The sequence below is a fragment of the Dyadobacter sp. OTU695 genome (assembly GCF_038440355.1).
GTDB lineage: Bacteria > Bacteroidota > Bacteroidia > Cytophagales > Spirosomataceae > Dyadobacter.
The window spans coordinates 196887-209779 of sequence record NZ_JASATN010000009.1; the positions used below are offsets into that span (position 1 = coordinate 196887).

At 48.4% G+C, this 12893-nt stretch carries 10 protein-coding genes; 2 read left to right on the plus strand and 8 right to left on the minus strand.

The genetic code is table 11. The features are described 5' to 3' along the window. Window positions 1-43: 43 nt before the first annotated feature. Window positions 44-1696, minus strand: a complete 1653-nt coding sequence (locus AAHB90_RS18115; RefSeq protein WP_342086605.1) for a T9SS type A sorting domain-containing protein — start codon at window positions 1694-1696, stop codon at window positions 44-46. A 183-nt stretch (window positions 1697-1879) separates the two neighbouring features. Here AAHB90_RS18115 and AAHB90_RS18120 point away from each other — a divergent pair, with 183 nt between their 5' ends. Next, a complete protein-coding gene (locus AAHB90_RS18120; RefSeq protein ID WP_342086606.1) occupies window positions 1880-2767 on the plus strand; it encodes a dienelactone hydrolase family protein in 888 nt (295 codons plus the stop codon). A gap of 89 nt (window positions 2768-2856) precedes the next feature. Here the strand turns inward: AAHB90_RS18120 and AAHB90_RS18125 are convergent, their stop codons facing one another. Together AAHB90_RS18125 and AAHB90_RS18130 are read right to left on the minus strand one after the other, a co-directional pair. After that, on the minus strand, window positions 2857-3894 hold the full coding sequence (locus AAHB90_RS18125; RefSeq protein WP_342086607.1) for a hypothetical protein: 1038 nt from the start codon (window positions 3892-3894) through the stop codon (window positions 2857-2859). A gap of 999 nt (window positions 3895-4893) precedes the next feature. Next, a complete protein-coding gene (locus AAHB90_RS18130) occupies window positions 4894-6324 on the minus strand; it encodes a T9SS type A sorting domain-containing protein (protein WP_342086608.1) in 1431 nt (476 codons plus the stop codon). Between the two features lie 506 nt (window positions 6325-6830). On the opposite strand from AAHB90_RS18130, the gene AAHB90_RS18135 reads away from it, so the two are divergent. Further along, window positions 6831-8378, plus strand: coding sequence for a tail fiber domain-containing protein (locus AAHB90_RS18135; protein ID WP_342086609.1), 1548 nt, complete (start codon window positions 6831-6833; stop codon window positions 8376-8378). A 53-nt stretch (window positions 8379-8431) separates the two neighbouring features. Here AAHB90_RS18135 and AAHB90_RS18140 read toward each other — a convergent pair whose 3' ends face one another. The 5 genes from AAHB90_RS18140 to AAHB90_RS18160 are packed head-to-tail and all read right to left on the minus strand — an operon-like array spanning window position 8432 to window position 12860. Then, a complete protein-coding gene (locus AAHB90_RS18140) occupies window positions 8432-9334 on the minus strand; it encodes a carbon-nitrogen hydrolase family protein (protein ID WP_342086610.1) in 903 nt (300 codons plus the stop codon). 7 nt (window positions 9335-9341) lie between these two features. Further along, complete coding sequence (locus AAHB90_RS18145; protein WP_342086611.1) at window positions 9342-9944, minus strand: GNAT family N-acetyltransferase; 603 nt, start codon at window positions 9942-9944, stop codon at window positions 9342-9344. Next, window positions 9941-10345 carry a nuclear transport factor 2 family protein gene (locus tag AAHB90_RS18150; protein WP_342086612.1) on the minus strand — a complete coding sequence of 135 codons (405 nt, stop codon included), beginning with the start codon at window positions 10343-10345 and terminating at the stop codon, window positions 9941-9943. The genes AAHB90_RS18145 and AAHB90_RS18150 overlap by 4 nt, the downstream gene beginning before the upstream one ends. Before the next feature lie 52 nt (window positions 10346-10397). Next, window positions 10398-10802 carry a hypothetical protein gene (locus AAHB90_RS18155; RefSeq protein WP_342086613.1) on the minus strand — a complete coding sequence of 135 codons (405 nt, stop codon included), beginning with the start codon at window positions 10800-10802 and terminating at the stop codon, window positions 10398-10400. A gap of 15 nt (window positions 10803-10817) precedes the next feature. Continuing rightward, on the minus strand, window positions 10818-12860 hold the full coding sequence (locus AAHB90_RS18160) for a glycosyltransferase family 39 protein (RefSeq protein ID WP_342086614.1): 2043 nt from the start codon (window positions 12858-12860) through the stop codon (window positions 10818-10820). Window positions 12861-12893 lie beyond the last annotated feature (33 nt).

Consider the following 12893-nt stretch of genomic DNA (forward strand, 5'->3'; position numbering starts at 1 on the left):
GTGGCACGGACGTAGCTGGGCAATTTAGTAGTGTCTCCCCCTTCTATTTCCGGATTACTATCTTTTGACTTTTCCCGGGCGAAGTGACGGTGTACAGGCCGCTTGTCAGATTGCTGACGTCGACCGGCTTGCCAGGCTCCACAAACTGTTTGCTCATGATTTTCCCCTCCGGATTCCGGATGATGATGACGCTTTTGTCTTTCAGATTTTTAAGATAAAAGTGATTTCCGGCCGGATTCGGGTAAGCAACGATCTCATCGTCGGGGCTTTTAACGGAAATTACTCTTGAATAGGCGAATTTGCCATCAAAATCCATTTGTTTGAGCCGGTAGTAGCTGAGGAAAAGCGGGCTTCTGTCAATGAAATTGTAATCGCTTCCAGTATTGGTGTTGCCGCGGCCTGCTACAAATCCGATCTTCTCGAACTTATTCCCATCCCAGCTTCTCTCGATAGCAAATCCTTCGCTGTTGTTTTCGAAGCTGGTTTTCCAGGCAAGATAGTTTTGCTCGCCTATATTGCTGGCGGAAAACGATACCAGGGTCACGGGGAGCGTGGCCACGACTTCGTTTTCGGTAGTCAGGGTGAGGCCGGGTACAGCGCTGTTGGTAACCTCGGCGTAATACGTGCCGTCTTCGGTCACGTTGTAGTCTTTATTGCCGACTATCGTCGCTACCAGCACGTTGTTTCTATACCACTTATAGGTGTTATTGGCAATCGTTCCACCTGCTTCCGCAGTCAGCAATTTCGCGCCAACGTTGTAATCGATGCCAATTTTAGCCTGATTGTTGTAAATGTCAATCCGACTAATGTTTACATCTAAGCCTTCAAAATTGAATGAATTGTTCGGAATACTCACACTGGCCAAAGCCGGAATTCCAGATAAATCGGGAATAGGGCCTTCCAGTCCGCCATATAATGGGATGGCACAGCATGGATTGTTATAATAACCTAAACTCAGTGAGTTTAAACTTGTGAGGTTATTAAAGGAAGCGGGAATGCCACCCGTAAACTGGTTCGCGCCGCCCAGGTTCAAAAACTCTAATTTAGTAAGGTTGCCAAGTTCGGAGGGAATAGCGCCCGAAAATTGCTGGGAACCCAGGTTCAGATAAGTAAGATTAACAAGATTGCCCAGGGAGCCGGGGATAGGGCCATTCAATTCGCCATGAAATTTCATGTCTCTCAGCATGCAACTCAGATTAAGGTATGTCAGTTTCGTCAGGTTGCCTAGACTTTCCGGTAGCGGGCCTGGTAGCGGCAAGCCACCATATATGTCGTAGTCGATCCCATTGTCGCCGCTTAGATCGAGATGTTCGAGGTTGGTCAGATTGCCGATCTCCGTTGGAATGGGTAGATAAGGCGGGTTGTATGCTGTGCGAGCGTCGGTGAGGACAGTCCAGCCGAGAATCAGGGTTTTCAATTGATCCAGATTCCCGATTGCCGGTGGAATGCTCCCATCGAGGCCACTTTGCAAGAGATTCAGGCCCGTTACACGTCCTCCCTCGCAGGTGACGCCGTACCAGCCACAAGGGCTATCGCCCGGGTTGCCGGCAGGATTCCAGCCGGCATTCTCAAACCAGGCCGGGCCGTTGGTGGAATTATAAAGTGCTATTAATGCCAGTCGGTCAGATTCCAAAGAACCTTGTCCCGAACTTGTAAAGAAAGACAGTAGTAAAATTGCCAGTAGAATGTGTTTCATAGCTTTCAGTTATTGGTATTGAGGGATAATATTTGAGGTTGTTCCAATGGGTTATAAAATTGTAAACATTGGATACAAAATGCAAGCAAATAATGCGTCATGTCGATTTTAACTCAATGCCATTTCAGTTTAAATTGAGAACTTTATCCTGATTAATCTAACCGCAAACCTTTTACCCAGCAAATGGATGAGCTAAAAAAAGAGGATATCAAACAGGAAGTATTTGACCTTTATGACGACTATGCGCACAATCGTATCGACCGCCGTAATTTTATGCAGAGCTTGTCGGCATATGCGGTGGGTGGTGTGACGGTGACTTCGCTGATGAGCTTTCTGATGCCCGATTACCAGGGGGCCGTTCAGGTTCAGGCCGGTGACCCGCGGTTGCAGTCGGATTATGTCAATTACGATTCTCCGAAAGGTGGAAAAACGATCAAAGCATTGCTCTCGAAGCCTGCCGATGCGCAAGGCAAGTTGGGAGGCATTGTAGTGGTTCACGAGAATAGGGGACTGAACCCGCATATCGAGGATGTAGCGCGCCGTGCGGCATTGGCAGGGTTTATTTCGATTGCGCCGGATGCGCTTTCACCGCTGGGTGGGTATCCGGGCAATGACGACGCTGGGCGAGAGCTTCAAAGCAAACGCGACCGCAATGAAATGCAGGAAGATTTCATCGCGGCTTATGAGTATTTGAAAAACCATAAGGATTGTAATGGCAGGGTCGGTGTCGTGGGTTTCTGTTTTGGCGGTGCCATTGCCAATATGATGGCCGTGCGTATCCCTGACCTGGCCGCCTCGGTGCCGTTTTACGGCGGACAGCCGGCAACAGAAGATGTTCCGAAAATCAAAGCGCCGCTACTGTTGCATTATGCGGGCCTGGATACGCGCGTGAACGAAGGCTGGCCCGCGTATGAGAAAGCATTAAAAGAAAACCACAAGGAATATACGGCATTCATTTACCCCGACGTGAATCACGGCTTTCATAACGACACTACGCCCCGGTACGACAAGGCCGCCGCAGAGTTGGCGTGGCAACGCACAATCGATTTTTTTAAAGGAAAACTGGCGTGATGCGAGATTGATGGCTTTGGTGAAAAAAAGTAACCCCGTAAAACAGTGGTTTTACGGGGCTCTAACAAATAGAATTATCCGCCTGATTATTATTTACCGCTGCCTTGGTTGTGGCAGTTTTGGATCATTTTGTCTCTCAATTCTACCGCTTTGGCAAGCGCATCGTTATAGTTTGCTTCTACACGGGCAGTGTTTGAGTTCTTAGTTTCCTCTGCGCGTGCTTTGGCGATCGCTGCGATTTCTGCGCAAGTGCCGGTTTTAGCAGCTTCAAGCTGATTAACCTTTGCCAGGTAATCAAGCAACTGAACGTTGATCAGCGCCTTCAGTTGTTCGTACTGGCCCGGTTTCAGGAATGGCTTAGATTTCTCCAACGCAGCAAGCGCCTCATTAGCGATTTTGATACCAACCTGACGAAGTGCTTCGAAATGCGCCGCACTGTTTTCGCCGGTGCATTGTTCCAGGTTACGCTGAATGCGTTCCAAGTCCTTGTTGTAAGCATCGTTGATTTTGTCGAGCTCTTTCGCTTTGCTGTCATCCAGGCGCTCCTTGGTTTTCTCGAATTTCTCGTTAGCCCGGGCGATACAGTCGTCGGTGTTGCCGGCTTCAACAGCCGGGTTGTTGGAAGATGTTCCTGCTGTAACTCCGCCGGTGCGTCCACCTTCGAGAAGGCCAGCCACCTTGGCTGCTGTGAAAAGCGAGAGGTAGCCCTGAAGTTTTGCGTCTGCTGCAGCTTTGTTCAGGATGGAACGCACCTGATCCGAATTGATCACGGTTTTCGTTGCCTGAGCTGGGGTAACCTGGTTCAGCGCTTTGATCTCCGCGTCTGTCAGCGAGCTGGATACCTCCGCGGCTGCCTGCGATACATTGGCCGGGATATTTCCAGCCGTAACTGTGCTCAATGAGCTGTTCAGGTTCTGGCTCTTTACCGAAGTTTCCACTTTTCCGGGCACGAGTTTGACGTCCGGTGATTCCTGAAGTGTGGTAGGGGCCAGTTCCAGCTTGTCCAGTTCGCCGGAAAGCTCTGTGTTGGCGGGTGCCAGTGAATCCGCTTCTTTATCCTTACACTCATAAAAGAAGAATGTAAAGAACGTCAGAAGGGTAAGTAATCTGAGTGTACGTGTTTTCATTACGAGTTTGATTTAGTGAAAAAGACTATTTGGCGGATTATTAAATTGGTTCTGTTGCTACATTATTCTCCCTGGCCAGTGCGCTTATATAAGCCAGACCAAACCTTGGCTGCTTACCGGTGTAAACAGTCTGATTATCATCCACCGCATAACAATGCCGTGCTTAGCCCTTCAATGGCAAGCAGTAAAAGCGAACGGATACTCCTATATGTTTCCTGTCACGCTATGCCACAATCCGTTTCATCGTAGCATACCAACAGGTTCGTACATGCTTTGCGGCATTCTCTAAGGGATTTTCGCAATTATCAATAAGAGGAAGAGGTCGGGACATTTCCTGAACGGAAGTCCTGGAAACAGGATAGTTGAAAAGGAAGGTCAGATTCTTAAAGTGGCCGGATAGGCACCGCCCTTGTCCGGAGCTCATTCCGCCTCGCGGCGAAAGCCATTGATAACAATTTTCCATCATGTCTTTTACCGTTGAGTGAGTTGTCTGTCCAGTCAGAGTTTCGTTCATTTGAAATTCTACGGGCTAATTGTAGACGTTATTTTACTTGCATTTTTCCAGATGTAAAATAAAATCTACAACAAGTTTAAGGGATTAGATTTCAATTTCAAAATAAAAATATCTCTACAAGTTTGCAAGTAATTGATAATGAGCTATATAAAAAATTGTAAAGATAAATATTGAAAGTTGTTCTTTTAAAAGTCACATGGTGGTAAGGCTACATTACTGTCGTTTTTAAACATTGAAAGGGTAAGTAACGTGGGTCTTATGTCGCAGCGTTTCAATAGCTTGTAATCATCTGGAATCGTTGGTGAGTGCCATATGATAATCGGTTATCTTTAATTTTCTCAAAATGAATAATGGCAAATCACTTCCATCAGCCAAGGTTCTCCGGCAAAAGGGATCAGCACCGCCCTCCTGCGCTGGTTGGGGCATTAAACCAAAAGACCCGCCGAAAAAAGCGTCGGCGGGTCTTCTGTATGAAAATGTGAAAATTACGGTACAAGTACCTTCCTGGTCAGTGTGCTGGCGTTGCTACGCTGCAGGGAAAGAATGTAAAGACCCGATGAAATGCCATTTTTAGGCTTTAGAACAAATTCATTACCTGTATGGCTAAGCGAAAAGCGTATTGCCCTTCCTGATAGATCGTAGAGATTAACATTGGACGCATTTTCGTTTTTAAGCAGGAATTTGATTTCCCTTGTCGATGCCGGGTTGCCCATAAGCTCAAATGCGACGCTATTGGCGCCATTGTCAACAGCAATCGTTCGTGAATACTCGAATTTCCCATCCAGATCCACCATTCGCAGGCGATAATAGTTGTTGCCAGCCAGGGGTTTGGCATCGACGAACAGGTATTGTTGGGTAGCCGCCGAATTCCCCTTTGCCTGAACACGGCCGAGTTGGATGAATTCCCTTGCGTCCGTACTTCTTTCGATGTCGAAATGGCTGCTGCCAGCTTCTTCGGTGGTAGTCCACGAAAGGCTGACGGCATTATCGAGCAGTGACCCGTTGAATCGGGCTAGTGTAACGGGTAGTGTAATAGTACAGCCGTTTTTCAACTCGGCCACGATCGCATTTGGCAGGCTCGGGCCGTTCAAAACCACCCAGATCGTACGTTTATCTTCCAGTAAGCCATAGGTATATGGTTCTTCCTTACTTTGGATAGGCTGAGAAGCCGAAAGGTTGGTCGGGCCGCTTGTATAAATTGGTGTATCGCCCGCGCCGAAAGTCGTTTCTCCGTTTGTTAATACTCCATCGTCCAGATACAAGGTATATGACACCTCAAATGCCGTCGGACTGGTGGAAACAATGCTCAGGTCATATGTCCGCGGACCGTCGGGCTCATTGCAATTGATCTTGCCGGTAATCACAGGATCATTGATTTGCAGATTGAAGCCCTCATTGTAACAATGGACAGGAGGATTGGCGCTCTGCGCCTGGCTGGACCAGACATCACCTTTCAGGATTGGAAGCGCTTCGCATGCGCCCGGTACCGCAAACTGGATGTTCTCGATTGTTATGCGATACACGTTTGAACCCAGATCTTCTTCGATGAGGTTCAGCCCGGTAAAGAGGGGTATCACATCCTCGTCGGCACTGTAAGTAGATAGTAATGTGGCCGATCCATCGGTACTGATAGCAAGCGTGGCAAGCACATTGCCAAGGTCGGCGAGTTTAGGCGCTTTTTTGTAATCGATGTCGGGGTACTCGGTAGGTTTCCACAAATGTACATAAGTATACTTGTTACCATTGTTTTTGTCGATCGTAAAGGAGAGGTTGACATTCACGATACAATCTGAGCCGCTCGGGGAAACACTGTTAAGTTCAATTGCGGGTTCAACCAGCTGACACTGAGCGTGAGACTTCGAATGGATGGAAATTGCCCCAAGGACAACCCATATCCACAGGTAAAAAGTTTTCATGATAGAGGACGTTTAGTGACTTAAAAATTTAAAATCAATATACTTCCAATATCTTGAAATAATTAAATTATAAAGTATTTGGTCAAGTAATTTTTACAAAACTACCAATAGCTATGCGTCGTGTAAAAATAGTACCTAGCGCCACCTGTTTTCCGACTACGAATAATAGAAATAGTATTGTTTTTTTGTGTAAATATATTTTTATATAATTGATTTTTAATTGTTTACATTTTAATGAAACTATTTTTTATCCAACTATAAATTTTGCTATGTCTTATTGAAAACTTTCGAGTATTAGACATAATCTTAATCCCGCGCTATGAATGACCTATTGAAAAAGTACAATTTATAGGCCAGCATTCTCCCTGATATAATTCTATTTTTACCGTTGGTATATCCAATAGTGCCGCCTGGTCACTTTTTTACCGGTCGAACCGTTTGTTAGCTCTTTTTTGTCCCGGTACGAAAACTCGGCCCTTTAATTCCTGACTCTAAAACAACAGACGATGAAGGCATTCTCAATTGGCGTTATACTGGTTTTGCATGGATTGCTTATCCTCGCGCAGACTCCACAACAATTCAGTTTCCAGGGAGTCGCGCGGCAAGCCGACGGGAAGATCGCAGGTAATGCCACTGTGGGCATCCGTATTACGATCCATTCCGAAACGGCGGCTGGCGCTTCGGTTTATCAGGAAGCGCATGCCACTCAAACCAACGCGAGTGGCATTTTCAATATTCAGATTGGCGGAGGGGCTGTTGTAAGCGGAAAGTTTGCGGATATTTCGTGGAAAACATTCCCGTATTTTCTTCAATTGGAAATGGACCCGTTTGGTGGAACGACGTATACGGATATGGGAACAACGCAAATGGTAAGTGTCCCATATGCCATGCATGCGACGGAAGCGACGAAATGGAACGACGGGTACCCGGTGGTGCAAAAAGACGGGTTCGGGCCTGACCTCGATCCGAATGATCCGGATGCTGTGAATGATTCTGATCTTAAAAAGTACCTGTTGCCTCAAATCGGCGACGGGAACCGATTGATCTGGTATCCGGCGAAAGGTGCCTTCCGTGCAGGAAGTTCAGTAAACGGTAAGTGGGAGGATTCTGAAACCGGGACATTTTCAGTTGCATTCGGAAGCGACAATATAGCGAAGGGATTAGCCAGCCTTGCTTCCGGAGTAGCTTCTTCGGCTACGGGCGATTTTTCGACAGGGATAGGCTTCAACGCATTTGCATCAGGTTATACTGCTGCCTCATTTGGTATCGGCACACAGTCCAACTACAGGGGTAGTTTCATTGTCGGTATGTATAATTTGCCCCATGGCTCAGGCGGTAGCGCCGTTGCTGCGCCTGATGATGCTATTTTTCAGGTCGGCAACGGAACGGGGGATAATGATAGATTGAATGCAATAACAGTTTTGCGGAATGGAAGTACAGGAGTAAATCTGCGTAATGGATTTCCAGAATTTCCGCTAGATGTCGGTGGGCGGATGCGCATCAGGCACAACGGGGCGGCTTCCGGAATCTATTTCAACAACTCGCAAAATGTTGCGGATGCTTTTGCCGGATTGAAAACAGATTCCCAAATCGGTTTTTTTATTAACGGCGCATGGCGATTCTGGGTTGACAACGCGGGTAACGGAACCTTGGGAGGTACACTAACGCAATCCTCCGACCGCCGGTTAAAATGCGACTTTTCCCGGCTTTCGGGCAGCCTCCAAAAATTGGCCAGCCTCGAAGGTTACCATTATCATTGGAAAGAAAAGGAACGAGATCAATCGCTCCAAACCGGTTTAATAGCCCAGGACGTAGAAGCGGTGTTTCCCGAACTGGTCAAGACAGATGATAAAGGTTTCAAATCGGTTAACTACACAGGATTTATCCCACACCTGGTCGAGTCGGTAAAGCAATTGGCGAGTCAAAATGTGAAGCTGGAAGCTGAAAATGCGGCTTTTAAAGCTGATAATAGGGCCATTCAAGACCAACTGAACACAATACAGTCAAGGCTTGATAAATTGATGGTGCAGCCATCGGGTATGACGGCGAAGTAAATTGAAGTGGAAAAGGGATAGCGGCGTTCAGTTTGGATGCCGCTATTTGATGTTTAAAGGTGTTTGAAAACGGTAGAAACCTGTTCGTTCGCCAATTCCATTGTCATCCGCGACTGATCCCTGAAATTAAAAACATGCCCGTCGCGACGGACTTCGTCGACGAGTGAGAAATCGATTTGCCGGATCAACCAGCCTTCTACCTGCGCAGCTTTGGAGGCGATAATGCCTTCCTCGGGCGTATCCTTGTCGGGCGTAGTGTAAAATGCCGCATAGCCGTAGTTGACATCCACCGCGGGCGACCATGCCGCTTCGCCGATGGTTTGGGACACCACCGTATAAGCCTGGTTTTCGAGCGCGCGTGCCCGTGCACCCACATGTACGCGCGTGGCGCCGCGAAGGGTTTCTGTGCAGCTTGGGGCTAAGATCAGTTTGGCGCCGGCTTCGCAGAGTTTTTGCGCCCCAAATGGAAACTCTACGTCGTAACAGATCTGAATGCCGAATTTGCCCCAGGGGGCTTCAAAGACCGTCAGCTGTTTTGGCGCGCTTTCGATGCCCCAATGCTCGTTTTCAAATCGCGTCATGAAAAACTTGTCCTGATATCCCGCCAGGCCATCCTTGCCAAACACAAAAGCCCGGTTCAACTTTTTTCCCTCTTCCACGACGGGAATGCTCGGGGCAACAATGATAACCCCGTATTTGCGTGCAAATGCTGCGAAAGTAGCGCAGAAATCGGCTTTCAGCTCGTTCAAGGCGTGTATCTGGCGACGGATATCGTTACGGACGTCACCGCCGAAGATGCTAACAAGCTCCATGGCGCCGTATTCCGGGAAAAGGAGGAGCTCCGCGCCACCGATGGCAGCGTCGGCTACCCATTTTTCCGTATGCTTCTGCCACGAGGCAAAATCCGGATGTTCGGTAATAGGATATTGTGCCGAAGCAATCGTTACCTGCTGCATTATTGGTTTAGTTTTTGAGCGGTTTAGTCCAGAAAATCATGGTTTTAGGGCTAGAAACAAGTTCTCCTAAATCCGGCCATTCCATGATACTTTGCAATGCCGGTTCTTTCTGATAGCCGCGTTTCAGCCAGAATGCATCGTTTGGACGGTAGTCGGTGGGTTTGAGCGGATGGCTGTCGCCTCTGTCCACGGAGCAGAAACAGCAGGTTTTGAATGTACCCAGGCTTCGCGCATACGCCTCTCGTTCGTCGAAAAAGCGATGACCAAGGCCTGATCCCCGGTACGCGGGCAAAAGAATGCTCTCGCCAAAATAACAAATAGCCTTTTCATCGAAGCCCGCGACTTGAAATGGCTTGCGGATTTCGGCCGTTTCATCTTCAAGCGGAATGCAGGTCGTAGCCCCCACCATTGTATCACCGTCATAAATGGCGAAAAGGAAAGAGTGCCCCGATCGCAGGTAGGTTTGCAAATATTGCTTCTCGTATTCGACACTGCCTTCATACAAATAAGGATAATCCCTGAAAACGGCAATGCGGAGCCGGGCCAGGTCGTCAAAAACTTCCGCAATCCCGGCCCCTGTTTTTTGAATGAAGGTTAATTGGGCGGTCATGGTTTGGAAACGAGTTCGATCCAGAGGGGCAGGTTATAGTAAGTGGTTACCCGGCTGATCTTGCCGTCGGTGAGTTCCAGGAATGCCCCGGCAGGTAGTACATAAGACTGCCCACGCGCTTCGGGGAGGCCCTCTTCCGCCCGTTTATAAATGCCGTTCACGACGAACTCCACAGCAACGCGTTTACCAAGTGGCTCGGAGAAAAACACCATGTCGGTAAGCGTTTCTTCGTAGGCTTCATCCATTTTTTGAAGAAATGCCGTGAATTTCTCCAATCCAATGCGGACGTCACCCTGGTTGGCCTCGTGCCTTACTTGGGGATGGAGCAGCGCGAGCATGCCTTTCCAGTTTTTCGCATTGAAAGCTTCATAGTATAGCTGTACGGTTTCTAATGCAGTCATTTTTTCAGGTATTTGTTTAAAAACGATTCGGATAAATAATGGAATGTTGGTTTTAAAATGGCTTCTCGTCCAGCGAAACCTGTCCATTTGCGTCCTTTCGGTACACCGCAAGACAGTTAGGCGAGAATTTCGGGGCAAAATGCGGCTCACTTGCTGAGAGGCTGTTCGGGAACGGTTTTGCGGCATCAAAAAAATAAACCGTCGTAGTGCCGTATTTGGTATAAGGCATCAGGTCGCCGTATTTGAGCAAGTCCTTAGAATGCGTATCCTGTACACTTACCGCATATATCCGCACGATCGGCCCCGTATTATTTTCATTCCGGTACATCGCCACCTCGCTGAAACCGCCTTGCAGATCGGCGACGGTCGGCTGCGACGTGGAATCGTAGACGATATAGCCTATCATAGCAGCCAGTGCGAGCAGCAGCAGGTTTTTCTTGTTTTTAAAAAACGTCATAATCGTTGAACAAGGTCATTTTAAAGGAACATACAGCCATTTGCCGTCACTTTCCAGAACAAGTCGGTAGGTTTTTCTATGATAGTCAAATCCCGGTCCCTCACTCTTTTCGGCGATGATCGCATCCGGCTGAAATGCGGGATCTTCCAGCATTCCCGACGCATTGCCAACAAGCACATGCGCAAATTCCCGTCCGGGTTTCCGCAGTAAAAACTGGTAGGCATAATCAAAACTGGCTTCCGTGAAAACAAAACCGATTTTTTTCGGATTGAGTGCATTCACCTGCAGTAAAAGTGCTTCCGTTCCGGGCCAGTGATCACCCCAAAAAAGCCGCCCCGGGCTGGCATGCAATACACTTTCCTGTTTGAGGTTCAGGTTAGGGGCGTCCGTGCGGATATTCAGATGCAATGCGGAGTTGATAGGGGGAAATACTTCTTCAAAAAACCATTTGGTGGAAAGCAGTGGGTGCGCCGAACTGAGCAATGCGAATGGCAGCGCTGTCGCCCAAAGCAAAGAAGGGAGCAGTCGGGCAAGCCATGTGGGTAAAACGGCGCCGTAAATAATGCCTATGACGGGCGAGGCGAGCAGAAAGAACGGAATGTGCAGCCGCGAGCCGTAGGTCTGATAACTGATAAAAAAGCAAAAGACGAGGAAACTGAGAAAAGTGAGCCGGCTATACCATCTGACGGTTTTGGACAAGCGTGCCAAAAACAGCGCCGGAATGCTGAGCAGGATCAGCCAGATACCGAAGAAGTTATGGGCGAAATCTTCATTAAAATTCAGCTTGTTCATTTTGAATGGCATTCCCAAACGCGGTACATCGAGGGGGATACCCATTGCGTCGTGAGCATTTTTAAGCTGATTATAGAGGAAATCGTTGTACCGGTTACCGGGAGAAACGAAGCCCAGGTGCAGGAAAATATGCTTACTGACCGATGAAATGTAATCTGCCGGCCCGGTAAAAGTGTTTTTATTGCCGGAACTGATCGTGCCGATCGGCGACCCGAAAACTTTGTTGGTCCGGTACCAGTAGGGCACATTGAGCGCGAGGGTAAGGATCAGCGCGGCAGCTACGAAACCGGCGATATGCTTTCGGAGCGCTGGTTTGCGGAGCATGGCGACCAGCAAATAACAGCCGAAGGGGAGCACATAAAACAGGAATGTTCCCTTGGTCATCATTCCGGCCGCGCAGCAGAGCGGGATGAGGTACAGGCTTGCCAGCAGGTTATTTTGAATATAATCAAAAGCCAAAAATGCTGTGGCAAGGATGAAAAAGGCTACTACCAGGTCGTTCTGGGTCGTCATCGATTCCAGGACGACAATCGGGAGCGTAGCAGCGAAACACAAGCCGATCCGAAGTGCAATCTGTCGCCGGGCGACGGTTCGTTGCTCGGCGGTTTGCCGCCCGACGGTCTCCTCCGCGGCCGGAGATTTAAAAAAAAGCCGGATGATCATCGAAATCAATGCCAGTATTCCCAGCAGGCAACCCCATTGTAAAAGCTGAAAATAGCGTTCCGAGCCTGAAAGCAGAAATGTATGCAAATGAACATACTCTGAAAACGGGCTGAATGAGATCGAACGCTCGATGTGCGAGGCGTAATGCGCGACGTTTCCCTGCTGTATCCAATAGCCAAGCCGGCTGAGATGATAACTGAGTGAATCCTGGTTGTTTGGAATGGCTACAAGAGCGACAATTCCTGTAATTGAGGAGAGTATCACCAGCATAGCGGTCGTCCACAGGCCCAATTCCCGGTAAAAGTTACGGGTGCCATCCAGCCATCGTCGTGCTACCGACCCGAACGTGATGCCGTGAATGCTTTTCAGTTTGAACCACGTCGCTGCAAGGGCTGCATTGAATATGACCCAGGCGCCCATAACCGCCAGGCGGTTGATCAGGTTGAATAACCCTAAAAGCTCTGTAATGCCGGCAATGAAAAAGAAGATAAGAATAGCGGCGGATATCAGCGAACGGCGAAAAGGCAGATCTGTGGCTCTGTAAAACGCCACATAGCAATTGGCTGTGGCCAGCACCATCGCCGTGGGGATCAAAAGGATCATAGGTAAGAAAAGTCCTGTTCGGCAAATACGAGC